Annotated in this window: 24 protein-coding genes, 1 tRNA gene and 1 pseudogene; 5 read left to right on the top strand and 21 right to left on the bottom strand. The window is 35.3% G+C overall.

Annotated features, from left to right (window positions below; genetic code table 11):
- The 6 genes and pseudogenes from ACH2BV_RS16120 to ACH2BV_RS16095 all read right to left on the bottom strand — a co-directional run.
- A pseudogene (locus ACH2BV_RS16120) lies at positions 1-180 on the bottom strand (DUF2130 domain-containing protein); the annotation flags it as partial.
- A gap of 69 nt (positions 181-249) precedes the next feature.
- Entirely contained in the window at positions 250-1,257 is a 1,008-nt protein-coding gene (locus tag ACH2BV_RS16115; RefSeq protein WP_395051800.1) for a helix-turn-helix transcriptional regulator, read from the bottom strand.
- Between the two features lie 284 nt (positions 1,258-1,541).
- Positions 1,542-2,195, bottom strand: a complete 654-nt coding sequence (locus ACH2BV_RS16110; protein WP_395051799.1) for a hypothetical protein — start codon at positions 2,193-2,195, stop codon at positions 1,542-1,544.
- 131 nt (positions 2,196-2,326) lie between these two features.
- Entirely contained in the window at positions 2,327-2,947 is a 621-nt protein-coding gene (locus ACH2BV_RS16105) for an ATPase (RefSeq protein ID WP_395051798.1), read from the bottom strand.
- 97 nt (positions 2,948-3,044) lie between these two features.
- Complete coding sequence (locus ACH2BV_RS16100) at positions 3,045-3,914, bottom strand: transcriptional regulator (protein WP_395051797.1); 870 nt, start codon at positions 3,912-3,914, stop codon at positions 3,045-3,047.
- Between the two features lie 7 nt (positions 3,915-3,921).
- Complete coding sequence (locus tag ACH2BV_RS16095; protein ID WP_291100221.1) at positions 3,922-4,215, bottom strand: helix-turn-helix domain-containing protein; 294 nt, start codon at positions 4,213-4,215, stop codon at positions 3,922-3,924.
- A 422-nt stretch (positions 4,216-4,637) separates the two neighbouring features.
- On the opposite strand from ACH2BV_RS16095, the gene ACH2BV_RS16090 reads away from it, so the two are divergent.
- Entirely contained in the window at positions 4,638-4,802 is a 165-nt protein-coding gene (locus ACH2BV_RS16090) for a hypothetical protein (protein ID WP_395051796.1), read from the top strand.
- Here ACH2BV_RS16090 and ACH2BV_RS16085 read toward each other — a convergent pair.
- The 9 genes from ACH2BV_RS16085 to tpx all read right to left on the bottom strand — a co-directional run bounded on the left by ACH2BV_RS16085 (position 4,782) and on the right by tpx (position 15,066).
- Positions 4,782-6,269, bottom strand: coding sequence for a hypothetical protein (locus tag ACH2BV_RS16085; protein ID WP_395051795.1), 1,488 nt, complete (start codon positions 6,267-6,269; stop codon positions 4,782-4,784). The two genes, ACH2BV_RS16090 and ACH2BV_RS16085, sit on opposite strands and share 21 nt — an antisense overlap.
- A gap of 455 nt (positions 6,270-6,724) precedes the next feature.
- Entirely contained in the window at positions 6,725-7,963 is a 1,239-nt protein-coding gene (locus tag ACH2BV_RS16080) for a site-specific integrase (RefSeq protein WP_395051794.1), read from the bottom strand.
- A 269-nt stretch (positions 7,964-8,232) separates the two neighbouring features.
- A tRNA-Ser gene (locus tag ACH2BV_RS16075) sits at positions 8,233-8,320 on the bottom strand.
- Positions 8,321-8,488: 168 nt separating this feature from the next.
- A complete protein-coding gene (gene ribB / locus ACH2BV_RS16070; RefSeq protein ID WP_395051793.1) occupies positions 8,489-9,622 on the bottom strand; it encodes a 3,4-dihydroxy-2-butanone-4-phosphate synthase in 1,134 nt (377 codons plus the stop codon).
- 7 nt (positions 9,623-9,629) lie between these two features.
- Complete coding sequence (locus ACH2BV_RS16065; RefSeq protein ID WP_395051792.1) at positions 9,630-11,066, bottom strand: LptF/LptG family permease; 1,437 nt, start codon at positions 11,064-11,066, stop codon at positions 9,630-9,632.
- A 6-nt stretch (positions 11,067-11,072) separates the two neighbouring features.
- Positions 11,073-11,735, bottom strand: a complete 663-nt coding sequence (locus ACH2BV_RS16060; RefSeq protein WP_395051791.1) for an outer membrane lipoprotein carrier protein LolA — start codon at positions 11,733-11,735, stop codon at positions 11,073-11,075.
- A complete protein-coding gene (locus tag ACH2BV_RS16055; RefSeq protein ID WP_395051790.1) occupies positions 11,719-14,166 on the bottom strand; it encodes a DNA translocase FtsK in 2,448 nt (815 codons plus the stop codon). Before ACH2BV_RS16055 ends, ACH2BV_RS16060 begins: the two co-directional genes overlap by 17 nt.
- An 18-nt stretch (positions 14,167-14,184) precedes the next feature.
- Entirely contained in the window at positions 14,185-14,559 is a 375-nt protein-coding gene (locus ACH2BV_RS16050) for a diacylglycerol kinase (RefSeq protein ID WP_395051789.1), read from the bottom strand.
- 3 nt (positions 14,560-14,562) lie between these two features.
- On the bottom strand, positions 14,563-15,066 hold the full coding sequence (gene tpx / locus ACH2BV_RS16045; RefSeq protein WP_395051788.1) for a thiol peroxidase: 504 nt from the start codon (positions 15,064-15,066) through the stop codon (positions 14,563-14,565).
- Positions 15,067-15,188: 122 nt separating this feature from the next.
- Between tpx and ACH2BV_RS16040 the strand changes: the two genes are divergently transcribed.
- Together ACH2BV_RS16040 and ACH2BV_RS16035 are read left to right on the top strand one after the other, a co-directional pair.
- Positions 15,189-15,512: an ArsR/SmtB family transcription factor gene (locus ACH2BV_RS16040; protein ID WP_395051787.1), complete on the top strand. Its 324-nt coding sequence runs from the start codon at positions 15,189-15,191 to the stop codon at positions 15,510-15,512.
- 17 nt (positions 15,513-15,529) lie between these two features.
- Positions 15,530-16,369: an arsenite methyltransferase gene (locus tag ACH2BV_RS16035; RefSeq protein WP_395051786.1), complete on the top strand. Its 840-nt coding sequence runs from the start codon at positions 15,530-15,532 to the stop codon at positions 16,367-16,369.
- Positions 16,370-16,772: 403 nt separating this feature from the next.
- Here ACH2BV_RS16035 and ACH2BV_RS16030 read toward each other — a convergent pair whose 3' ends face one another.
- The 3 genes from ACH2BV_RS16030 to ACH2BV_RS16020 form a co-directional block, all read right to left on the bottom strand.
- Entirely contained in the window at positions 16,773-17,030 is a 258-nt protein-coding gene (locus ACH2BV_RS16030) for a DUF6952 family protein (protein ID WP_395051785.1), read from the bottom strand.
- Positions 17,030-17,341, bottom strand: coding sequence for a thioredoxin family protein (locus tag ACH2BV_RS16025; RefSeq protein ID WP_395051784.1), 312 nt, complete (start codon positions 17,339-17,341; stop codon positions 17,030-17,032). The genes ACH2BV_RS16030 and ACH2BV_RS16025 overlap by 1 nt, the downstream gene beginning before the upstream one ends.
- 79 nt (positions 17,342-17,420) lie before the next feature.
- The gene (locus ACH2BV_RS16020; protein WP_395051783.1) at positions 17,421-18,059 is read right to left on the bottom strand and encodes a peroxiredoxin; all 639 of its coding nucleotides are present in this window, start codon (positions 18,057-18,059) and stop codon (positions 17,421-17,423) included.
- Positions 18,060-18,436: 377 nt separating this feature from the next.
- Between ACH2BV_RS16020 and katG the strand changes: the two genes are divergently transcribed.
- Positions 18,437-20,704, top strand: coding sequence for a catalase/peroxidase HPI (gene katG, locus ACH2BV_RS16015; protein ID WP_395051782.1), 2,268 nt, complete (start codon positions 18,437-18,439; stop codon positions 20,702-20,704).
- Between the two features lie 64 nt (positions 20,705-20,768).
- Here katG and ACH2BV_RS16010 read toward each other — a convergent pair whose 3' ends face one another.
- From ACH2BV_RS16010 to ACH2BV_RS16000, 3 genes are all read right to left on the bottom strand, one after another.
- Positions 20,769-22,364 (bottom strand): glycoside hydrolase family 3 protein, encoded by a 1,596-nt coding sequence (locus ACH2BV_RS16010; protein ID WP_395051781.1) that lies wholly within the window; start codon positions 22,362-22,364, stop codon positions 20,769-20,771.
- 194 nt (positions 22,365-22,558) lie between these two features.
- Complete coding sequence (locus ACH2BV_RS16005) at positions 22,559-23,830, bottom strand: MFS transporter (protein ID WP_395051780.1); 1,272 nt, start codon at positions 23,828-23,830, stop codon at positions 22,559-22,561.
- A 15-nt stretch (positions 23,831-23,845) separates the two neighbouring features.
- The gene (locus ACH2BV_RS16000) at positions 23,846-25,369 is read right to left on the bottom strand and encodes a glycoside hydrolase family 10 protein (protein WP_395051779.1); all 1,524 of its coding nucleotides are present in this window, start codon (positions 25,367-25,369) and stop codon (positions 23,846-23,848) included.
- A gap of 230 nt (positions 25,370-25,599) precedes the next feature.
- Here ACH2BV_RS16000 and ACH2BV_RS15995 point away from each other — a divergent pair.
- Positions 25,600-26,747: FAD-binding oxidoreductase (locus tag ACH2BV_RS15995; RefSeq protein ID WP_395051778.1), on the top strand; the 1,148-nt coding region annotated here is incomplete at its 3' end.

The raw sequence follows: 26,747 nt of genomic DNA, 5'->3' as shown, positions 1-26,747 counted from the left end.
TTCAAATTCGGCTTTCGCTTTTTCAAACTCTTCGTTTTTTGTCGCTAATTCTGTTGCTTGTGCGTTAGCAGTAGCTTGGTATTCTAAACGAATACTATCTTCTAATTGGTGTTTTAGAATTTCATTTACATCAATAGAAGTGCCACATTTTGGACATTTAATGGAAGTTTGATCAGACATAAGATTTACGTTTTATTGGTTTACTCAGCAAATTTAGAGAGGGTGTGTGCATTATGTGTACACAGTAAGTTAATAGTTTGCATTTAGTATTTTTATTCTTTTAGCAATCGAAGTTACTAATGATTCGGGTGCTATTACTTTTACTTTTTCACCAAAGGAAAGAATCCTCATTTCAAGTTCGTAATTCAGCATAACTTTTATTCTTATTTCTAATGAGCCATCTTCCAATAGTTTTGATTTTTGAGACCAGTGAAGGGGTTTTGTACTGATGTATGGTGCTTGCTCTTTGCTGAAAACTAATTTCACCTCCTCGACTTGTTTATTTTGGTCTTTTGAAACACCAATCATATCTTCAAAAAAATCATTCCAGTTAGTAGTGTCTTCTTTGTATTTATTATTTGTTTTTTCTATATTGCCGTTTATTCTATCTAATGCCAAATTCCATTGTGAATTATCATTGTATTCATTATATCCGAAAACAAACCATCTGCTATTGTACTGTTTTAAAAAATAAGGATGGAAGATAATTTCATATTCAGGAGTGTTGAATGGTTCATATTTTATTTTGATAACTGTTTTATTGATTATTGCATTGAAAATTGGTGTTATGAGATTATATCCTTTATAATCGATATTAGATTCTAATGACATCACCTTGTTTTCATTATTTTTCAACCCAAATTTATCATTTAATAATGGTGCTATTTCATTCACCCATTCGAATTCTGGGCTGCCTTCAAATCTTTGCAAAATTGATATTGCATTTTTTAATAGTTCTGCTTCATTATTATTGAGTGGACTTTTATTTATGGAGAAGTTTTTATCAGAATAGCGATAATAGAAACCAGTAGCACCTTTAATGGTTTCAATAGGTGCATCATATCCCGATGTACTCCTCATAAAACTAATATCTTTACGTAAGGTTCTGATTTCAACACCAGAGCTATTTTGATCAAATTCTATTATAGCATCATTTACCGAATCGAGAAGATCTTCGATGCTATATTCTTTACCAAAGTTTTGAAAGCATTTGTCTAGCTTGTTGTACCGGACTAATTGGTGTTTTGTTGTAAACATTTTTATGAGTCTAAATAGGTTGATTTACAACTAAGTGTTGAAATCAATCACCTTGTAAATCTATAAATTTTAAACAAATAAACCTATTCAAATTTTGAACTGGTTATTATTACTGTAAGTAAACCCTTGTGTTTGATTTACAGTGTTTTGCTTAAATATTTCAAATTTATAGAATTAAACTCATTCGGTTTTACAGTTTTCCACATTGTGGAAATAATAATTAAACTTTTATAGATTATTGATAATATATATTAGGCTTTTAAGTCTTTATTTACTTGGATATACTATATTAATCTGGTTTTCTTTCTAGAGTTAATCTTATACAAATAATCAATAAAATCCGGAAGTTCGAAAAGACTTAACAGGCCAATAGGTTCCAATGCCATTTGGTGCAAAATGATTTCTCGGATGTGTTTGCGAAAGGCTATTTCGCCAATAACTTGCATTACAATCCAATCGATATTTGCTTCCAGATTTTCGAAATGTTTGAGTTCGTTGTAGTGGGGGAGGTACAGATTGATTTTTATTTGCTTGGTCGCGATGTTGTAATCCAATAGTGCCATTTGTAATTCGCTGATTTTGATTTCGTAGTTGCCACAATTACAGGGTTCGTTGGTACCGTTTTTATATTCTGAGGTATCCTCCAGTGGTTTTATGAATGCCTGGGCGTTGAAGTTTACCAGCGCAGGCACCTGGTTTTCTAATGCAATGATTTTTGCGAATAGTTTTCGGTATCCGTTGCCGGTGAAAATGATGATGAATTTGTCATTGATTGTTTTAGGAGATTTTATTACATAACCAATTCTTCTAGAAACATAGTCTAGTTTTTTTGTTATTTGGGAGAGAACTTCTTCGGTATTGATCCAGAGTAGGATGGCGTTTGTGATTTCTTGTTCGTTTTTTTGGAAGTAGTTCCAGAAGGTGGTGATTTTTTTCATTGCTAAAGAGTGAGTTGTGAGAAGTGAATAGTGAGTTGTGAGTTATGAGCTATACTTTATGGGTATCGGGTGTTGGGTACTGGGTTTTGGGTTGAGGTCCTTCGACAAGCTCAGGATGACAAAATAAGAGATTATCGTTTGTCTTTGGTGGTTTTGTCGAAGGCGATGAGGTTGAGCATATTGCGGAGGCGGGAGCGGACTCTGTTGCCGTAGGCGGTTTCTATTTCGGAGGCAGAGAGGTTAGTGGTGATGTGGGTGTATATTTTTTTGGAGATGAATATGTCGTATCTGGAGAGTATTATTTCTGCCATTACATTACACTCGTTGCCGTAGTATACGAGGTTCTTTTCAGTGCCTAAATCATCGAAACAAATGGTTTTGGGGTCGGGATAGAGTTTTCCTTTGCTGTATTTTTGGATTATTTCGTAACCGTCCTGGATAAATTCGAAACTAATGTCCCGGCAGGGTTTTATATAAAATTTATATTCGGTTGAGGTTAGGGTTTTCATAAGATTCATTAGGGTGGTTTTTCCGCTGCCAACTGGTCCAGAAAGCAATATTCCTTTGTTGAGATCTATGTTGTATTGATAACAGCTTGGTTCGTCTTTAAGGAAATAGGCAATGAGTTTGTAAATTATTGGGTAATCGCTTTCAAGGATTTTGAAATGATTTCCGTATAATTCTATGCCTCTTTTTTCGAGCCAAAGGATTATTTCTTGGTAATTGTAGTGGGTTTTTATTTCTGTTTCCATAAAATTTAAAATTTAACAGCCAAGTGCGCAAATTGAGATTAGCTTACGCTCTGTTCGCTTCGCTCGGGTGCTTCGTTCCTCGCAATGACAGTTGGGCTTAAAGAGGTTCTGAATAGTCTTTGTCGTTACCAATGTTGAGGTGCTTCGCTCGGTCGGGTGGTTTTTCGTAAGTTGTGAATTTGTTGGCGTTGAGCATCCAGTTTTGAGCTGCGGCTTGCCAATTGATCATTGGGGTTTTGCCACCGACTAGCCAACCGACACTGGAGAAGTAATTGAAAAATTTATTAGCTTCGAGTTCGGGAAAGTTTTGTTCGAGGAAATAGGATTTGACATTTTCGATTGTTGGCTTCTCAACTGCGCTCGAAGTGACAAGAAACTCTTTTTCTTTTTTGGCGGAACTTTTTTCTTTTTCTTTAGCAGCTTCGCTTTTTAAAAAATCATCATCATTTTCATTTTTTTTTGCTTGCTCGTCCAAGTTTACAATCTTTGAAATGTTTTGATTGTTTGTAATGTTTGTATTGTTTATATAAGATACCAGAGCTTGTTCAGTACTTGTCTGTTCACTTGTACCACTACTAGTACAAGACTTGTTCACTACTTGTTCATTAACTAGTTCAAAAACAGGTTCATTTTTTGGCATTGTTGTCCTTTCGTTTTTGGGAATTGGTTTTAAATCATCTGAAAAATTGAATAAATAAACGTGGCTTCCTTTGAATGGATTGTAAGAGGGTTCATAGTTGATATAGCCTAGAGAATGTAAGTTTTTCAAACACTTATGATAGGTAGCTTTGGAACTGATTTTGCTTATTCTCATTACCTCATCACGAGATATACTGATTGGGTTTTTGAACCGATTGCAATTCCAAAATTGAAACAACGACATATACAAACTTACGTGTGTTGGATTGAGTGTTTTATCGATGGCAACTTTTTCGAAGAATCCTGTTAGATGTTTTATGTAATTCATCTTTGAGTTATTTAGGATTGAATAAATTAGGTGTTGCTTCCACTTTGTTTGTCTGCAAAACTTTTTCTAGATCGCTATTGGCATAGTAAAGTATTCCGCCAATTTTAGTGTAAGATATCGTTCCATTGATTCGCAGGTTTTGCAAAGTACCAGGAGAAATGTTTAATAACTTTCTGACTTCATTGGATTTAAGCCATTGTTTTTGCTGTTGCGGTTTGGAATTAAATAGTGTGTTTAAATCAGAAAGCAAGAGGGTTCGAAATTCGTTTAAATCCTCGCGAGTGATTACTTCGATTGCCATAATGTTGTGGTTTTAAATGTTTGGGACAAAGAGAAATAATAAAGTAATACCAAAACAGTCACAGGGGTCATATGACCCCTAATGTACCCCCAACAAAATCAGCTAATCGGAGTGGATAAGTTTTTTATTTATTTGTTTTAGTCAGCTATTTTAATACAATTATGACTAAATTTGCACAATGAATATCAAATAGGAGGTAAACTTCTAAAAATATATTGCGAAAGTTATTTAGGGCATCAGAAAACGACCAAACTTCTTATAGTCAGCCTACGAATAAACTGTTCGCCTTCGCTATGCGTGGGCTCGGTTTATCGTGGCTGTAGGTGCTTGGTCGTACCTCTGATGCTGGTGATCGATGACCCACGCTGTTTGTATGTACCAATACCAAAATGGTTTATTAGTAATTCATAACTCGATTAATTATGAAAGACGATATTAAATTAAGCCTCGAACTCCAACGATTTATGGATTACCATTCAATTCCCAATCTCTCCGAATTACTGAAAATTGACGATGAGAAATTACTTGAAATGGATTTATTTGGATGGAGATTAATGCGAGAAGTTCTAGTCCTTCGTGAATTTTAACATTTCCATTAATTTATCATTAACTACTTCTTTTGTGGAGCTTTCCACATTATGAAATTTTGTTCTTAGACTTTCAATTGCTATATTTTCGGTTTTTATAGTTTTGAAATTTCTTGCAATAAATCTAATCACATCCGCTTGGATTTTATGGTTTATAATATTGGTTTCTACCAAAATTTTAGTAAAGAAACTTAACTGAGCAACTGAAAAATTTGTTAGAAATTTAAATTCATCTTTTTTGTGAGGAGACACCAGTAATTGATTCGTTTCTTGTTCCACTATTCTATTCAAATACTCAATTTCTTCTTCAATCCAACCTACAATTTGTTTTTTAATAGGAGGCAAGTTTGTTTTGTATTTTATTGCATTTCCAATTTGTTTTTGATTGTAGATTTTAAGTATTCGGAATAAACTGTAAATTTTTTGAGTATCATTTTCTAATGGTTCTAATTCTTGTAAAAAAGTATTAGTCAGGTATTTGAATAATTGTAATGAATTAAAATTTAGAACGAAAAGGCAATCCAGAATAGCTTCTTCAGTTAATTTTTCAAATTCAATTTGTTTGTGTAATTCTTTGATGATTTTTGTGCAGTAATTAAATTCATAGTAGGTTAATTTTCCTTGAAAATTTAAAGTTTCGATTTTGAGTAAAGGTTCATATACTAATTTCAATATTTGATCATTAATATTGCTTTTCAACAAAATTGACTTGACTTCATTGAGTTTTTTAGAAATTTTAAATTCCTTTACAAATGTAGAACGATAGGGGATATGACCATTTTCATTGAGGTAATTCTTGTATTCTTTTTCTATAAAACGTTGCAATTTTTGAATATAGATGTAGGTGATTTTTAAACAGTCTATTTTATTATAATCATTTGAAAATTGGTAGAGGTGTGAATCGTTTTCTGGGTTTATTTCCTTTATTAAACGTTGGGCAAGATTTTCTAATGCATATTGTTTTTGATGGATGTACTCTTCACTTTTGATTTTTGAATTTAATTTAAAAATGCGCTCTTTATCTATTATTTTGATTTTATAGTTTTCCTTTTTGAGTGTGTGATAACAATATAAAAAGAAACGTTGTTCTTGTGTTAAATCTTCAATCTCACAATCCTGGAATAGGTATACGGTATTTTCTTTTTTTGCACACCAACTCCAACTGGATTGATTGCTGGAAATGTTTAACTCATTTACTATAGTTGGAATATATTGTTCCATTTCTGAAATTGCTCCGGTTTCTTTAAATTTGAGCTTACTAACTCTTGGATGTAAGCTGTGAATCGGTTTTTTTGCAGTGTATTTAATTTCGTTGTTTATGAAGCTGAAGTTTACTTGATGAATAAGATAGCTCTTTGAAGCAGATTTTTCGAGAAATGGAGCTAGATCGTTACTAAAAATAATCTTTGGATTTTTTATTTCTTTTACTATCCTATCATAGTTTTCTAGTATGTATTTTGCTTTCATACTCGTTTAGCAGCTTACTATTTTGGCATCCAATATTGAAAATAAAAGGAGGCCTTCGAAAGCCATTCTATGTCGTTTAAAAAAGACATTTTTCACACTACTTATTAGGTGTGTTTTGATAAAACTGAATAAAAAAAAGATTTTTATGTAAGAGTCCAAGTTATTATTCTTTAAATTGGTAGAATGTTTTGGTTACAAGTACGTCAAAACTAATAATTTTTAGTACTATTTATAGTGTTAAATATTTTATATCTCAAAATAAATAATAAATCTCAAAAAAGAATATGACAAATGTCATATTTAGAAATTAAAAGATATTTTCATCTTAAATTATCATCATTTTGAAAGCAAAAAAAGAACCCCACCTGAGGGTTCTTTTACTATAAACAGCATTTTTTAGTATGTGTTTTGTAGTTTAGTGAATTTATATTGAGTATTACAATTGTTATTTTGTGTTAGTTTATTTTCTTGACTGGTATTTCCATTTTGAATTTTTCTTTTAAAATCATCATATCATCACTCACTTTTCTATCCAATACTTTTGCATAATGTTGGGTTGTTCTTAAATTTTTATGACCAAGCATTTTACTTACGCTCTCTATTGGAACCCCATTTGTAAGCGTTATAGTCGTTGCAAATGTATGTCGGGCAATATGGAAGGTTAATTCTTTTTCAATCTTGCAAATAGCAGCTATTTCTTTTAAATAGGCATTCATTTTTTGGTTTGATAATATTGGTAAAAGCTTGTCTTGGTTATTGCTTTGTGGATGATCCTCATATTTATCAATAATATTTTGTGTAACCGGAAGGATTGGAATTTTAGATGCGCTCTCTGTTTTTTGTCTGTGTGTAAATATCCATTTCTCGCCATCAATACCGATGCTTATATGCGACTTAGTTAAGTTTTTGACATCAATGTATGCCAAGCCAGTAAAGCAGCTGAAAAGGAATATATCGCGTACAAGCGATAATCTATCGTTTTTTAAATCTTTGTTGATTATGTTTTGAATTTCTACTTCGGATAAATAAACCCTTTCTACTTCTTTTACTTTTGATTTGTAGTTAGCAAATGGATTTTTGTCTAACCAATCATTGGACAGACAAAGTTTGATTATTTTATTGAAGTTTTTGATGTATTTGACAGCTGTGTTATTGGCACAGTTCCGCACGCTTCTTAACCAAAACTCATAATCTGTAATAAATGCGTGATCTATCTTTGTTATTTCAATATCAGAGATATTATATTTCCATTGCATAAATTCAATTGTATGGCTTAGCGAAGTTTTATAACGTTCTAATGTTCCTGGTGCATATTCTTTTCCAATCAATTCTTTGATTTTATTGTTGTGATCTTGGAAAATGGGGATAAGCATTCTTGCTCTTTCATCAACTCCTAGTATTTTGCTTTTAAGTGTTTCGGCTGTTACTGGAATTTTTTTGTGTACTAATTCCATTTGCAGATCTATAATTTGAATTCTCAACATATCCAGATGGCTATTTATTGAACGAGCTTCTTCTGAATTGCCTTTCATTTTGGCTGCTTCTGTCGACCATTTGGATATTTCTACAAATCTGTTGGAACTTAATTCAATTCTTTTTCCATTGATTGTGATACGTGTGTATATAGGTACTAAACCGTTTACACTTGCTTTTGCTCTCTTTGCGTAAAAGAGAATAGATACTTTTGTTTTCATCGTGGTAACCTTTTAGTTGTTATTAAATTTAATTCTAATAAGACTAACACACAAGATGTACAATTTTTAAACTGGTCGTTGAACTGGTTGTAATGCCTTGTGAATGCTAGGTTGAGATAAAAATCGGTTACCCTAATTTCGGATAGTTTAGGGTAACCGATTTTATCCCTTTCAGTTCACGCATTAATGAATAATTTGATTGTGTGGGAAAAGAAAAAACCCTTTAAATCATACGATTCAAAGGGTTTTAATTCAATTTGTATTTCTACTGGCGGAGAAAGAGGGATTCGAACCCCCGGACCTGTTACAGTCAACAGTTTTCAAGACTGCCGCATTCGACCGCTCTGCCATTTCTCCAATAAAGCGCATTCGATTTCTCAATGCGGTTGCAAATATAAGAACCTTTTTTTGTTTTACAAAAACTATTTTTATAAAAAAAGAATCCTTTTTAACCCCTGCTTTTTAATCGTTTCATTTCTTGGACCTTAATCCAAAAAAAGCCCGGTATAAAAGCAATATTCAGTGCTAATACATTACATATTCTTTGATTTCAAGACCATATCCTATCATTCCCACACGCTTGGTCTGCTCCGTATTCGAGAGCAAACGGATCTTCGAGATGTCCAGATCGTGCAAAATCTGGGCGCCAATACCAAAATCACGATTGTCCATTTTAATCTGTGGGGCTTTAAAAATACCTTTGGTCTGCAGGGATTTCAATTCAACAATTCGGTTTAGTAAATCCCCCGACTGTGATTCCTGGTTGATAAACAACACAGCTCCCTTACCGTCTGCATTAATTAGTTCGAAAAGGTCACACAATTTTTTATTGGCATCATTGGTCAGCGTACCCAAAATATCATTATTGATTAAGGTTGCATTTATACGAGTTAATACGGGTTCACCTATATTCCAGGTTCCTTTTGTCAGCGCCACATGCACTCGATTATTGGTGGTTTGCAAGTAAGCTCTTAGTCGGAAGGTGCCAAAACGGGTTTCTATCTCAAAATCTTCTTTCTTGACAATCAGACTGTCGTGCTGCATACGGTAAGCAACTAGATCTTCGATGGAAACTAGTTTCAAATTAAACTTCTTAGCAACTTTAACCAATTGTGGTAACCGCGCCATGGTGCCGTCCTCATTCATAATTTCGACAATTACCCCGGCTGATTTAAAGCCTGCCAATCGGGCAAAATCTATCGCAGCTTCTGTATGTCCGGTACGTCTTAAAACACCTCCCTGCTTGGCTATCAAAGGGAAGATATGTCCGGGCCTGGCAAGATCATGGGGTTTAGTGTTGGGGTCAACCAAGGCTAAAATGGTACGCGCCCGATCCGCCGCTGAAATACCGGTAGTAACTCCGTTCCCTCTTAAATCCACCGAAACGGTGAAAGCGGTTTCCATAGGGTCTGTGTTATTATGAACCATCGCAGTCAGTCCTAAATCCTTACAACGATTTTCGGTCAGTGGAGCACAGATCAGTCCACGACCATGGGTAGCCATAAAATTGATCATCTCTGGTGTTACCTTTTCGGCAGCAGCCAGAAAATCACCTTCGTTTTCCCGACCTTCATCATCAACAACAATGATTATTTTGCCTTGGCGAATGTCTTCTATAGCTTCTTCTATAGTGTTGAGTTGTATGATGCTTGTACTCATATTCTAGTTATTTTGGTGGTGGAAATACTTTTTGAAATATTTTTTGAAAGGGTGCCAAAAAGACATCCATATTGATTAACCCAATATCATTAGTGGCTCTGTAGGTTAGTAAAATGGCCAATGGCGACAAGATAAATGACGACATCCAGGCTCCTAAAAAAGGAGTCAGTCCATTTTCTTGTGAAATTCGTTTGCCAAAAGTATTGATGAAGTGAAAGGTTATGAATATTAATACGGCGAAAACTATGGGTAGTCCAAGTCCTCCTTTTCGAATGATGGCACCCAGCGGAGCCCCTATAAAAAACATGAGGAAACAGGCAAAGGCAATGACAAACTTGTCATAAAAAGCCAGAATGTGACCGTTAATATTCTTTTGTTTGCTTAATAATTCAGTATTAGTTCCGTTAATCGAAAACAGTGTGTTTTCAACGGTACTGCCGGCAAAATTTAATACAGCTAGTTTTTTATCATTGGGATACAATGACAATAAATCGTTGGGAGGGGCCTTATGTTTTTTGATAGGAGCAAACACTTTAGATGTCCGTTGAATCCCGATGCGTTGATTGATGTTTTCCGAAAATGACAAAATTTCAGTATTCATATTCTTGTGTAAAGAATCCAAAGTATAGTTCAGTTCACTAATATTCAGCATGGTATTGGTGTTAGAAATACTGGCATCATCTACATCTACCTTATTCAGTTTAGACAAATCTATATTAATAATATATCGTTTGAAAGTGCTTTTTGCAAAAGGGACTTTGCCACGGTCTTCATATTTTTTAGGCGTGATGTCTTCATAATAATAGCCATTATTCAGCACCATTTTCAGCGTGTTGGATTGCTCACTGCTGATTAGTTCTCCGTTTTTGGCCTTGATAACGGTTTTATTACCGTCACCCATTGCCGATTTTTTGTGGATGGTGATCCCCGTCAGCGAGTTGCCGTTGGGACCTGATTTTTTATTGACCTTGATAGAATAAAGCCCCACGTTACTAAACTGCCCTTCGGCAATAGCCATAGCAGGTTTTAATTGGGCAATGTTTCTCCTGAAATTGATAAACTTATATTCCGCATAAGGAATCACATTATTGGCAAAAGAAAAAGCAACGACACTCAATATAGAGATGAAGATAATCAGGCTTTTCATCGCGCGCTGTAGCGAAATTCCAGCCGATTTCATTGCGGCAAACTCATAGTTTTCGGCCAGATTACCAAAGGTCATAATTGAAGCCAGTAAAACCGATAAAGGCAATACCAAGGGAACAATACGTGGCATCGCAAACATTAAAAACTTGAGAACCATCAATAAATCCAAATCCTTACCCGCTAATTCTGCGATAAACAACCACACCGATTGCAGGATGAATATAAAAAACAGGATTATAAATACCATGAAAAAGGTACTCAGAAAAGTCTTTAGTAAGTATTTGTCGAGAATTTTCACCTAGAATTAATCTAATTTATTGATGTAGTAGTTTGGATATTTACTAGCCACAAAGATAAATTGATTTTTTGACAAAGGTTGGTTGGTTTTAAAAGAATTAACGGTGAGGGTTGTTTTAGTTCCTTTTTTGCCTGTTTCAATCAAATTGTAGATGTGTTTGGTCTGAACATCGATGCCTAGTAAGATCTCTTTTCTTTGGTCTTTGGCATTCATAGGAACTAATTTGATGTATTGAATTTTGCGGCCTTTGATGTCTTGCAAATCGTCCATACTGCATTTGTAGCCGCTATTAAAAAAAGTAAGCATTTTCGATGGAGTGATAGCATTGTCGTCTTTTTCATTAACGGTAGAAACGGTAACTTCTTCGTCTTCAGGAACAATGGTGTAGGTTTTCTTTCCGTCAAATATCTTGGTCACGCCCATAAAATTCAATATATATTGATTGCCTTTCATAGTGACATTCCCCTTGCTGTCCTGATTGATGTTTTCTTTGGCGTTATTCAGGGTGTATTTAAAATCAATGACAATATTGTCGTAGCTCTTTATTTTTGCGGTGACTTGATTAAGAAGGTCCTTGGCCTCTTTATCTTGTGCGTTTGCAAAAAGGCTGATAAGGAATAGAAATGTAATCTGTAAAGTCTTAGTCATTGTATTAATTATTTTGTTCATTTTTGAAAAACTGATCAAGAGAACTCATGTCTAGAATGTTGACGCTTCGGGCTTTGCTACCTTCAAAAGGGCCAACAATTCCGGCTGCCTCCAATTGATCAATCAGTCTTCCAGCACGGTTGTAACCCAATTTTAGTTTTCTCTGCAAAAGCGAAGCGGAACCTTGTTGCGCCATAACAATAATCTCGGCCGCTTCACGGAATAAAGTATCTCTTTCGGAAATATCCATATCAAGATTAATGCCACTTTCTTCTCCAACAAACTCTGGAAGTAAATAAGCGGTAGCATAAGCTTTTTGGGAACCAATAAATTCAGTTATTTTTTCCACTTCAGGAGTGTCAATAAAAGCACATTGCACACGCACCACATCATTTCCATTGTGATAAAGCATATCGCCTCGACCTATTAATTGATCTGCACCTTGAGTGTCTAAAATTGTTCTGGAATCTATTTTAGAAGTTACTCTAAATGCGATTCGGGCAGGGAAATTGGCTTTGATTAATCCGGTAATCACATTCACCGAAGGTCTTTGTGTGGCAATAATCAAATGGATACCAATGGCACGTGCTAATTGAGCCAATCGTGCAATGGGAACTTCCACTTCCTTACCTGCGGTCATAATCAAATCGGCAAACTCATCGACAATCAACACAATATAAGGTAAAAAGCGGTGTCCGTTTTCAGGGTTCAGCTTTCTGGATTTAAATTTATCATTGTATTCCTTTATGTTACGAACCATGGCGTCTTTCAATAAAGAATAGCGATTGTCCATTTCCACACAAAGCGAATTCAGGGTATTGATAACTTTGGCATTATCCGTAATAATTGCGTCTTCGGTATCGGGAAGTTTAGCCAAATAGTGTCTTTCAATTTTATTAAAAAGCGTCAGCTCCACTTTTTTCGGATCGACCAAAACAAACTTGATTTCGGCTGGATGTTTTTTGTATAATAATGAAGTGATAACGGCATTCAAACCAACAGATTTTCCTTGTCCCGTGGCACCAGCCATTAATAAGTGAGGCATCTTGGCTAAATCGACCACAAAAGTTTCATTCGAAATGGTTTTACCTAAAGCAATGGGTAATTCCATTTCAGCTTCCTGAAATTTGGCTGAGCCAATAACACTTTTCATCGAAACCATTGTTGGATTCTTGTTGGGAACCTCAATCCCAATGGTTCCTTTTCCGGGAATAGGAGCAATGATACGAATCCCCAATGCCGAAAGTGATAAAGCAATATCATCTTCTAAACTCTTGATTTTCGAAATACGGATTCCTGCTTCTGGCACAATCTCATAAAGCGTCACCGATGGACCAACCGTCGCTTTAATCTGCGCGATTTCAATTTTATAATTACGAAGTGTTTCTACAATTCGGTTTTTATTTTCTTCTAATTCCTCCTGATTGATGGTAATACCGCCAGTGGAGTATTCTTTTAATAAATCAATCGTTGGGTATTTGTAATTGGATAAATCCAAAGTAGGGTCAAATAATCCAAAATCAGCCACCAGTTTCGAAGCTAAATTCTCTTCGATAATGTCTTCTTCTGGAGCTTTTTCAATCACAAAATGATCATCATTGGTATGAATGATTTCAGGTAAATGAAAAGGAGGTGGAGTCACTTCCAAAGGAACAGTTTTCAAACTAATCTCCGAAGGATTACTGATGGTAGGCTTTAATGCTTCTTTGTTGAGCTCAAATTGAGAACCGGCAGATTTCAAATGGATATCCTCGCTAACATCTTCTGCATCTTCAACGGCATATTCTTCCAGATTATAGGCACTGGAATCAATAGTCGAAGCATTTGTAGCTAAATCGGTTTTGATTTCTTTTTTGGTGCTTTCGAAGAAGGATTTTATCTTCTCGGGAGACACTTTGATTTTAAAGATCAGATAAAGGATAAGTCCAAAAGCTAAAACAAGTAAGGTTCCGGTTTTGCCAATGTAATCCTGAGCGAATAAATTCAGTTCATAACCAATGGTTCCGCCCAACTCGGGTAGGGAAGTGGCAAAAAAACCAAACGTTACCGAAAGGATAATCACAACAAACAAATCCCAAAACCAAATATTCTTCAGTTTTTTAAGGGGAATGTCCAATATTAAAAACATCCCTGTCAGGAAGAATAATTTCACGAATAGAAAAGAAGCAAGTCCAAAACCCTGGTATACAATTAAATCGGCAAGGAAAGCACCAAATTTTCCGAGCCAATTCTGAACGGTTTCGTTTCGGTCTGCCAATTGATTTACAGCGCTTTGGTCGGCTTGCCCATAGATATAAAAGGAAATGAAGGCAAGCAACAAAGCAATGGAAAATAATACCAAGAGTGAACCCAAAACAATTTTATGCTGTTTTGTAAATGTCCAAGACTTTTTTGTCTCAGATTTAGGTTCAGTTTTCTTGTCCGAAGTTGCTGTTTTTATTGTTTTTGCCATTCTTGATTGAACTATTTACTAGAAAATTTTTGGTACATATATAATTAATCCTATGACAATGGCCGTGATAGCAGCAAAAAATACAGCTCCAGCGGAAATGTCTTTGATGAATCCAATTCTTTCATGATATTCTGGATGAATAAAATCAGCAATTTTTTCAATAGCTGTGTTCAATCCTTCAATACTCATAACTAAACCAATGGACAAGATTTGAAAAAGCCATTCAATTGCCGAAATAGCAAAGTAAAAACCAGCAATGGTCATCAAAATCGCAATCGAAAATTGGACTTTGATACTGTCTTCGGTAGTAATCAATTTAATAGCACCTTTCATGGCAAAGGAAACGCTTTTTAATCTTCCGGTAAAGAGGGTGTTATCTTTCTGAAATTCCATTCCTTAATTTAAAAATACTGCCAACGCGGCTTCATAATTAGGTTCGTTCGCAATTTCCGGAACTTGTTCCGTATAAACAATGCTTCCATTTTCGTCAACAACAATGATTGCTCTTGAATGTAAGCCAGTGAATTTGCCTTCAATAATTTCTAAACCATTGGTTTTACCAAAACTTCCGTCTCTGAAATCAGATAAATTAACCACATTTTCAATTCCTTCAGCTCCACAAAAACGTTTTTGAGCAAAAGGTAAATCTCTGGAGATACACAATACTTTGGTGTTGACTAATTTGCTGGCACTTTCATTGAATTTGCGAACCGATGTGGCGCATGTTCCGGTATCAATACTTGGAAAAATATTCAGTACTAATTTGGTTCCTGCAAAATCATTTAAAGAAGTTTCCGAAAGATCACTTTTAACTAATTTAAAATCGGATAATTTTGTGCCCACTTTTGGCAATTCACCAGAGGTGTGTATTAGATTTCCACCTAATGTTATTGAAGCCATAATTTATTTTAAATTTTTAATGTGCTCAAAAGTATGAAAATTTATTTAGTTAATTTTTTCTAAAACACTTTTTTGTTCAATTGTATTATCGTATTATTGCAATATATAAATCAATTACTTTTATGGGAGCATCAAAATCAGAAAGTTTTTCGGAAGAACACAATCAATTGGCAACATTGTTTAAGGCAATGTCTCATCCGGCAAGAATCGCTATAATTGAGTATTTGTTGGATGTTGATACGTGTATTTGTGGTGATATTGTTAATGAATTGCCATTGGCACAACCCACAGTTTCCCAGCATTTATCGGCACTAAAAAATGCAGGAATTATCAAAGGAAATATTGAAGGCACAGCCATTTGCTATTGTCTGAATATGGAAACACTGCAAAAAATAGAAGGCTATTTTTTCGCGATTACAAAGAAATTAAAAGGAAAATGTTGTTAAATTTTACACTTTAAAAAATGAAAAATTCAGAAGAAATTAAAGAAATGGTAAAGCAAAAATACAGTGAAATTGCTTTACAAGACAAAGAATCAAACGAATCCTCCTGTTGTGGATCAGGGGGTTGCAGCACCGAAGTATACAATATTATGTCAGAAGATTATAACGAATTAAAAGGATATGAAGCTGATGCCGATTTGGGTTTGGGTTGCGGTTTACCCACTCAATTTGCCAAGATAAGCAAAGGCGACGTGGTAGTGGATTTAGGAAGCGGAGCAGGAAACGATTGTTTTGTCGCTCGTGCCGAAGCCGGAGAAAGCGGAAAGATAATAGGAGTCGATTTTACCGAAGCTATGATTGCAAAAGCACGCTTGAATGCCGATAAACTAGGTTTCAACAACGTAGAATTTCGATTGGGTGATATTGAAAACTTGCCAGTTGGCGGGAATTCTGCCGATGTCGTAATTAGCAATTGCGTGTTAAACCTAGTTCCAAACAAACAAAAAGCGTTTAGCGAAATACACCGAATTCTTAAAAACGGAGGACACTTCAGTATTTCTGATATTGTCGTAACAGGTAATTTACCGGAAAAGATTAAAAACGCTGCCGAAATGTATGCCGGTTGTGTCGCCAGTGCCATCAAAAAGGACGAATATTTGGGTTATATTAAAGAACTTGGATTCAAAAATATTGTATTGCAGAAAGAAAAACCAATTATTGTTCCCAAAGATATTCTTGTAAACTATTTGAATGAAGAGGAAATTAATCTATACACTTCAAGTCCAAATATTATATACAGCATCACAGTGTATGCAGAAAAAGGGGAAGAATGTTGTTCTCCCGGAACTTCTTGTTGTTAAACTAGGATTTCTAGGTATTCTGCCTACCCGAAGATTTCGTTCTCACTTTTTGTCCTAGGGATTTGGAAGCGAGTGTCAATCAATTGAAAAATCCGTAAAAAGAAATTCTGTTTGAGGCTACAAGCCGAGTTTATTTCTTTTAGGATTTGAAATTGAAATTGACCGCTGAAAATTCCAAGACTTGATTTTTTTGTTTCTTTTTTTATCAAGAAAAAAAGAAAAGATAGCAATTAGAATCTTCTAATGCATTGACAACTATAATTTTCATAAAACAGTTAAGATTCCCATCAATAATAAAAATCACTGAATCTGACACTTGTTTATATTCCGCTACGATTAAATGGATATAAAAAACGTCCCGATTATCGGGACGTTTTCAGTTTATTGACTTAAAAATGCGAATCTATTTATCGATAGATCCCAGAACTCTTTTCATAAAAGTATTCAAAGCCTCTTTTTTATCCATTCCGCCCTTAATCATTTTGTGAACCTCAAGCGCGCCGTACATATTGGAAATTAATTCACCAATGACGTCCAATTCTTCATCTTTCAAGGAAGAAACTTCAGTCAGCGCTTCCAGAACTTCAATAGTTTCCACAAGGTAATCTTGGTCATTTTCTTCAATGAATTGCGATAAATGTTTGATTATAGGTAGTTTCATTAGGCGTTGATTTCGTTAACCAACTCTGCCAATACTTCGGCTTTATTAGTTTGGGTTTCGTTTACCAATTTACCATTTACAAAAGTAGCGAAAGTCGGCAAGTTGCTCACGTTAGCCAGTTTTCTGGATTCCGGTGAATTCTCGGCATCTACTAAAACAAAAGTCATATTCTCATTTTCTGAAGCCATTTTCTTGAATTTTGGTTTCATAATTCTACAATTTCCGCACCAAGAGGCCGAAAATTGAACGACTACTTTTTCGTTTTTGGAAACTAAATCTTGTAAGGTATCTTCGTTTAATTCGATTAACATAGTTTTTGATTTTATATCAATTGCAATAATCAATGACAAAATCAATAGTGAAAATTGCCATTATTATTGTGATTGAATGTTAGTTTGCGCTTAAGTATTCAGCAGTACTGATTCTGTCAGCAGTCATCGCCTCTTTTCCATCTTCCCAGTTGGCAGGACAAACTTCTCCTTTTTCCTGAACGTGTGTGTAAGCATCTACTAAACGCAAAAATTCTTTTACGTTTCTACCCAATGGCATGTCATTTACACTTTCGTGGAAAATTTTTCCGGTTTCGTCAATTAGGTAGGTGGCTCTGTAGGTTACATTTGAACCTTCAACAATAATTGAATCTGTTTCGTCGCTATAACTAGTTGACTCAATATCAAGGATTCCAAGAATGTTTGACAAGTTACGGTTGGTGTCGGCAAGTATAGGATAAGTCACTCCTTCAATTCCTCCGTTATCTTTTGGAGTGTTTAACCAAGCAAAATGCACTTCATTTGTATCACAAGAAGCACCAATAACAATGGTATTTCTTTTTTCGAATTCTGGCAAAGCTGCTTGAAAAGCATGCAATTCAGTTGGACAAACGAATGTAAAATCTTTTGGATACCAAAACAAAAGTACTTTTTTGTTGTTTTTTGTAGCTTCTTCTAAAATGTTGATTTTCAAATTATCGCCCATTTCAGAGATGGCGTCTACTTCAATACTTGGGAATTTTTTTCCTACTAATGACATAATTGTTTTGTTTTAAATTTTCTGCAAAAGTAGTCTTAAGATCCATAAATTTCCAATAGGTATAGCATATATTTTTTTATTAAGCTATAGAGTAAATTGATACTATACCTGAGCTTTATAATTAGTTAAGGTATTGTAAATTTTAACGATTAAAAAAAATGAAATTCATAAAACTAAATATGCTTATTTTTCAATTTAGTAGTAGTAATCTATTAATTTTTTATTTTAATTATAGTGTTAATTATATAGGAATGCCATTTTGTATAGATTTTAATTATGACAAAATAAACCATAAAGATTGATGATTATGATTTTTAAAAAAAGAATTTAACTAAATTTACAATAGAAAAAATCAGTAATCTATAAAATTTTAAAATATGGAAAATAACAGCAATGCGGATCCGTCAAACGGTCAAGGTAAATGCCCAGTAAATCATGAACAGCTTCCATTAAATGAAGGTGCTACTATTGTTGAAGCAAATCATGATGCAGCAGCAGGGAAATGTCCAGTGATGCATGGCGGAAATACATCAGCCAAAGCAAATTTTATGGAGTGGTGGCCTAATGCACTTAATCTGGACATATTGAGTCAACACGACACTAAAACAAATCCTTTAGGGCAAGAATATAATTATCACGAAGAACTTAAAAAATTAGACATTGAAGCACTAAAAAAAGACATGCACGCTTTAATGACGGACAGCCAAGATTGGTGGCCTGCAGATTGGGGTCACTACGGAGGATTAATGATACGATTATCTTGGCACTCTACTGGTTCATACCGTCTTTCTGATGGTCGTGGTGGTGGTGGTTCAGGAAATCAACGTTTTGCACCTTTAAATTCTTGGCCAGACAATGTTAGTCTAGATAAAGCAAGAAGATTGCTATGGCCTATCAAGAAAAAATACGGTAATAAAGTGAGTTGGGCCGATTTAATTGTACTAGCAGGAACAATTGCTTATGCCGATATGGGATTAACAACCTTTGGATTTGGTTTTGGACGCGAAGATATTTGGCACCCAGAAATAGATACGTATTGGGGAGCTGAAAAAGAATGGTTAGCACCTAGTGACGAACGTTATGTTAATGTAGAAGATCCTAAAACTATGGAAAACCCTTTAGCTGCTGTACAAATGGGGCTAATTTATGTAAATCCAGAAGGAGTCAACGGAAAACCAGACCCTTTGAAAACAGCTGCTCAAGTACGTGAAACGTTTAAACGTATGGCAATGAATGATGAAGAAACAGTAGCTTTAACTGCAGGTGGACATACAGTAGGGAAAGCTCATGGTAATGGTGATGCTAGTCTTTTAGGACCAGATCCTGAATCTGCTGACGTAGAAGAACAAGGATTTGGATGGCACAACCCTAATAAATCAGGTAAAGGACGTTATACAGTAACAAGTGGAATAGAAGGAGCATGGACTACAAACCCTACTAAATGGGATAATGGTTATTTTAAGATGTTATTTAATCATGAATGGCACTCTGTTAAAAGTCCCGCAGGTGCATGGCAGTGGGAACCCGTAAGCATCAAAGAAGAAGACAGGCCGGTAGATGTTGAGGATCCAACTATTCGCCAAAACCCAATGATGACTGATGCTGATATGGCAATGAAAGTAGACCCTATTTATAAAGAGATTTCATTGAAATTCATGAACGATCAAACATATTTCTCAGAAACTTTTGCTCGTGCTTGGTTCAAGCTAACACATAGAGATATGGGACCAAAAGCAAATTACTTTGGTCCAGATGTTCCTCAAGAAGACTTAATTTGGCAAGACCCTATTCCAGCTGGGAATAAAGAGTATGACGTTGCCGCAGTAAAAACCAAAATTGCTGCAGCAGGATTATCTATTCCTGAAATGGTAAATACCGCTTGGGATAGCGCACGTACTTTTCGTGGATCTGATATGCGTGGTGGAGCCAATGGTGCTCGTATTCGTTTAGCTCCTCAAAAAGATTGGGAAGGAAATGAACCACAACGATTGGCACATGTTTTATCTATTCTTGAACCTATAGCTGCTGAGTTTGGTATTAGTATCGCTGATACCATTGTTATAGCAGGTAATCTAGGGATTGAACAAGCTGCTAAAGCTGCAGGATTTGCCGTTACTGTTCCATTTTTAGCAGGTCGTGGAGATGCAACTGATGAAATGACAGATGCCGAGTCTTTTGCCTCATTAGAACCTTTAGCAGATGGCTACCGTAACTATAGTAAAAAAGAATACATTGTAAGTTCAGAAGAATTAATGCTTGACCGCACACAATTAATGGGATTAACGGCTCCAGAAATGACGGTACTTGTTGGTGGAATGAGAATGTTGGGTACAAATTATGGCAATACAAAACATGGTGTTTTCACTAATACAATAGGGGCTTTGACTAACGATTTCTTTATCAACCTAACCGATATGGGAAATAGTTGGAAACCAACAGAAAAAGGAATTTACGACATTTGCGACCGTAGAACTGGAGTTGTAAAATGGACTGCTACTCGCATGGATTTAGTATTTGGTTCTAATTCTATTTTACGTTCTTACTCCGAAGTTTACGCACAAGACGACAACAAAGAAAAATTTATAAACGACTTTGTAAAAGCTTGGACTAAAGTGATGAATGCGGATCGTTTTGACCTGGGTTAATTATAGCACCTTTATAATTGAATTCTAAAAGGTGGTTTGGCAACAAACCACCTTTTGTAGTGTTTTATCCTTTTACCTTTACAGGTAGAGTTCCTCTGCATTTCGAGTTTCTAAGTAATTGGCGAGCTGCACTTGCTTGGAATTCCTTAAAATCCTGATACACTTGGATAATGCCTAAGCTTGATTTTAAATTTGGAATAACCTTCAGAGCATAAGGATTTCCAAAAAGGTACAAAATGCATTTCTTCTTGGAAAATAAATCTCCTAAAAAGGCCAAGACAGAATCTTCAATTTCAAAATTATGTAAAGGTTTTGCTTTGGGCACAAAAAGCGAGATTAATATTGAGTCATACTCTTTAAGTTCGTCTGTCAGTTTTTGAATCGCAGCTGTATCTCCGGTTTCAAGAGCAAATGTTGGAGAAGGCAGAACTATAGATAATGATTTAAAAAAGAGGTTGTCAGTGTTTTTATAAAGACTTAATTTGGCTAGTTTTTCATTGTTTTTAGCTTCAAATAAGTGTAAACTATTATTGTGGTCTTTGATTTTAGTGGTGCTTTTATCAGCAATGAGCCGATTTAAAATAGAAGTAGTTTCAAAGTCAAATTGGCCTTGAGGATCAGTATTTCCATTTGTAATTCCTGCTTTTTGTTTGCATTTCCACAAACGATTGAAACTGGCTTCAATGCGTTCTGGTGTGGCTTTTTTGAGGATTTCCTGAATGCCTTCGGCTACGTTTTCGGCAAAACACAACACATCATTTCCGGCATTAAAAGCTTCCCATTCGAGTTGCCCTTTTTTGTCATACAATTTCGAAACGCTGTGCATATTCAAAGCATCCGAAATCACCAGACCATCATACCCCAATTGTTTTCTCAAAAGTCCTTCAATAATGGGTTTCGATAAGGTTGCCGAGGTGTTTTTTCCTTCATTCAAAGCCGGAACGGCCAGATGTCCAATCATAATCGAATCGACATTGTTCTCGATTCCTTTGAGGAAAGGAACCAATTCGTTTTCCATTAATTCTTCCAGAGTTTCCTCTAAAATGGGCAAACCCAAATGCGAATCTACACTGGTGTTTCCGTGACCTGGAAAATGTTTCAAGCAACCTAAAACGCCAACTTCATTCAAGCCTCGTAAATATTCCAGAGCTAAATTGGCGACTTTATCTTTTTTTTGACCAAAAGAACGGTAGCCAATCACGGGATTATTAGGATTGTTGTTGATGTCTGCCAATGGTGCTAAATTGTAATGAATCCCAGCACATTTCAAGTCTAAACCGGTTCGTTTTCCTACTTCATAAGCCAGATATTCGTATCGGGCAGGCAAAGCCCCAAGCGTGATGGCATAAGGATATTGTGGTGTTTTTTCGACACGCATGGCCAATCCCCATTCGGCATCAATACTCATTAAAAGTGGAGTAGTGGCGCATTTCTGAAAACGAACTACGAGTTCCTTTAAACGTTCAAAACTATTGTCGTTGAATTCTACTTTTTTCTTAGTTTCATAATTCGTTGCAGCACTCGCCCGACTGTGAAAGAAAGTAAGTCCTCCAATGTTGTGTTCTTTGATTAAACGCTCAATTTCCAGAATGTTTTCTTCCGTGTCGTTGATGAAAACGGCAGGAAAAAAGAATTGTCCTATTTTTTGTTCTAATGTCATTTTTAGAAATTTATGCTTTTTGGTACGCTGATAAAACAGATTCGCTATCGCGAAAACGCGGATAAAAACTGATTTTTAAAAACTGTTTTTATCAGTGTAATCAGAGTGCTTTTGTATTGTTTAAATTTTAATCTTTCAGAATCTGTTTTTATCCGTGTCTTTACTTAGTAAATCCGCGTCATCTGTGTGCTATTTTATACTTCTGATTTCTTCCCAAAATCCTTTGGAAAAATTAAAAAACGAGACAGAATTAACCCCGGAATAGTAGTGCAAAGCACCCAAATGAAGAAACTGGCATAACCCAAATATTCCTGAATATAACCACTCAACATTCCTGGAAGCATCATTCCCAAAGCCATAAATCCCGTTGCGATGGAGTAGTGGGAGGTTTTCGATTCGCCATCGGCAACGTAAATCAGAAACATCATGAAGGCGGCAAAGCCAAATCCATAACCAAATTGTTCGCAAATTACCGTGGCATAAACATAGAAAATAGAAGTTGGATGAAAATGCGACAGCAATATAAACCCAATTATAGGCAAATGCATCGTCAGAATCATAGGCAGCATCCACTTGCCAAGACCATCTTTAGAGATGGCAATTCCTCCTAATATCCCACCAATAACAAGGGCACTAACGCCAAAAGTTCCATATATAAGTCCAATATCTTCAGTAGTCAATCCCATTCCGCCCAATGATTTTTCATCAAGAAGAAAAGGAGTCAGCATTTTTAATAATTGAGATTCTCCTAGTCTAAATAATAAGATGAAAGATAAAACTAATCCAATTTGTTTCTTTTGGAAGAAAGAAGCAAAAACTTCTCCAAAACTAATTTTTGGTTTTGGTTCTGATTCATCTTCAAGTGCTTTTGTTTCGATTCTGGGAGTCGAGAAATAATTGTATATCGTTATTACAGCCATAATGAAAGCAACGATTACCATCGTATAAGACCAGGCTTTGGTTTTGTCACCATATTTTTCTTCAAGAAAACCAGCAATAATCACGATTAATCCGTTTCCGGTTAACAAAGAAAGACGGTAAAAAGTGCTTCTGATTCCCAAGAAAAAAGATTGTTGTTCTTTGGCTAAAGCCAACATATAAAAGCCGTCACTTGCCACATCATTCGAAGCAGAAGCAAAAGCAGCAACCCAAAAAACAGCCAGACTCAACACGAAAAAATTGCTCATTGGAATCGTTAATCCAACAATCAGAAATGCAATCGAAATCAACAATTGCATAGCCAAAAACCATTTTCTTTTAGTGGAATATAAGTCAATAAAAGGACTCCATAAGGGTTTGATTACCCAAGGTAAATACAATAAACTGGTATAAATTCCTATGTCTTCATTGCTGATCCCCAGGTTTTTGTACATAATCACCGAAACTGAAATGATAATAGCATAGGGTAAGCCGGAAGCAAAGTTTAATACAGGTATCCAAAACCAGGGTTTAGAGTCAATTTTCATTTATTTTGAATGGAATTAATTTATTATGGTTGCGGCACTTTCATTGCCAAAATAATCGATGAAGGTGATGGCGCAAGTGTTGCTTTCATCAGGTTTTTTCATTGGAATATTGACCATAATAGAATCGCTTTTTGCTGCCAAAGTTATCTTTTCAATGATTTGACTCGGATTATTAATATCAATATTAAATGTCTTTTTGGCACGATAAACCATAATATAACGCACTTTACAATCCGCTGGATATTTGATTGTGCAACTTGAATTAATGGTATCTTTTGAAGTTTTATTTACTGTTGGACAGTCAATCAGCATCTTTTTTGAATTAGGCACGGCATAAGGAAGCGCAGGATATTTGTATTGATTTTTTAATAATAATTGTGCAACAACCTGATTTTTATTCACAAACGATTTGGCGCTAAAAAAGGCATTTCCCTGAATGTTTTTATAGGTTCGGGTAACATCAATCTGATTTGGAATTTCATTTGGATTATTCCATTTTTTATCGGAATCACTGTTGATTTTATAGATTCCGTTTCCAATGTAAATAGCGGTGTTTTTCGAATTCTCAGACCACCATTTCAGCAATTTTGAATATGAAGCTTTGGGATGATCCAAACTCCAATAAAGTTGCGGAACCAGATAATCAATCCAACAATTTTCCATCCAAGCCAATGGATCTGCATATAAATCGTCATAATTAGTTTGCCCGGATTCAGTGTCAGAACCTTTTGGATCGACTGATTTATTGCGCCAGACTCCAAACGGACTGATTCCAAATTGTACCCATGGTTTGATGCCTTTTATGGAAAGGGAAATATTTCTCACCAGATTATTGACATTGTTTCGTCTCCAGTCTTCCAGGCTAAGTCCTGAACCATATTTCACATAGGAAGCTCTGTCGTTAAATACTTCACCCGGTACTTTATAAGGATAAAAATAATCGTCAAAGTGAATGGCATCAATATCATAATTCCGCACCACTTCGCTCACAACGGCAATTAAATGATTTTGAACTTCAGGTAAAGCAGGATTGTAATAATATTTACCACCATATTTAATCATCCAATCGGGATGCGTGTAGAAATCGTGAGTGGAACTTAAAATATCGGTTCTCAAATCCATTGTAGCTCGATAGGGATTGAGCCAAGCGTGAAATTCGAAACCTCTTGCGTGAGCTTCGGTAATCATCCATTCCAGCGGGTCGAAATAAGGACTTGGTGCTTGACCTTCTTTTCCGGTCAAATAACGAGACCAGGGAGCCAATTGCGTTGGATAAAAAGCATCACCACAACTTCTGATTTGAACGATTACGGCATTGTAATTTAGTTTTTTATAAGTATCTAGAATTTCAATAAAATCAGCTTTTTCTTTTTCGACAGCATCAACATTGCTTTTTGGCCAGTCTATATTAGCTACCGTGGCTATCCAAACTGCCCTGAATTCGTTTTTGGGGTTTGTCGCTATTTCCTGTGCATTTCCATTCGAAAAGGAAATTATAAAAAGGGAAATCAGGAACAAAAAAGACTTGTATGTATTCATTTTCAATCTAATTATGTAAAAGTCAAAAGTAGTTTTTTTGGTGAAATGTATCCTATAAATTATTCATAAAAATCAACTTTTTTTAAAGTAGCAATTTCTTTGCCAAAATATTTTAAGAATATTTTTTGAATTGAAGTCCTGTATTTTCTAAACATTTCCATTTTTCTTGTTTGATTTATGAAATTTAGAAGTGCTATATTTTTATATTTGTCCAATATATTATTTGCATTATGCCAAGCCAATTTCTATTACAGCAATTATCCGAATCGTTAGAAGGAAAACTTCTTTTCGATGACCTTCATAAAACGATCTATTCTACTGACGCTTCAACTTATAAGATTAGGCCTATTGCCGTAGCTTATCCAAAAACCAACGAGGATATTGTGAAGTTAATGCACTTCGCAACCCAAAATAAAATCTCGCTTACGCCAAGGACCGCCGGAACCTCATTAGCAGGACAAACCGTTGGAAATGGAATTATCGTGGATGTTTCGAAGCATTTTACTAAAATTATTTCTTTCGATGCAAAAAATAAAACGATAACGGTTCAACCTGGAATCATTCGGGATGAACTGAATATCTATTTAAAACCGTACGGATTATTTTTTGGACCCAATACGTCCACCTCAAATCGATGTATGATGGGAGGAATGGTAGGAAACAATTCCTCGGGAACTACTTCCATTCGATATGGAGTGACACGGGATAAAATAGTCGAGATCAAAGCCATTTTAAGTGATGGTTCAATGACAGTTTTCAACGAACTTTCTTCAGCTAATTTTATTGAAAGGACAAAAGGCAATTCGCTCGAAAGCAAAATCTATAAGACTATTTTTGACGAACTTTCGAATGTAGAAAATCAAAAAGAAATTGTTAAGGAATTTCCAAAACCAGAAATTCACAGAAGAAATACAGGATATGCAGTCGATTTATTATTGAAATCTGATTTGTTTTCGGGTTTGGAGCCAACAATAAATCTGGGAAAATTACTGTGTGGAAGCGAAGGAACACTAGCTTTTACTACCGAAATTACCTTAAAAGTCGATGATTTGCCTCCGTCTAATAATATTATGGTTGTGGGACATTTTCATACCATTCAGGAAAGTCTAGAAGCCGTTGTCGTGGCGATGAAACATCATTTGTATACTTGCGAAATGATGGATGATACCATTTTGGACTGTACCAAAAACAATCGGGAACAATCTAAGAACAGACTTTTTATCGAAGGAAATCCCAAAGCAATTATGATGTTTGAAGTAGCTTCTGATTCAATGGAAGATGCAGAAAATCAAGCTAATGCTTTAATTTCCGATTTACAAGACGGTAATTTTGGATATGCCTTGATAAAATTATATAGAGGCGATATTGATAAAATCAT

This window comes from Flavobacterium sp. (assembly GCF_043780635.1).
Taxonomy (GTDB): Bacteria; Bacteroidota; Bacteroidia; order Flavobacteriales; family Flavobacteriaceae; genus Flavobacterium.
Note: the sequence above shows the minus strand (reverse complement) of the source record. Positions and strands in the feature narration are given on the sequence as shown.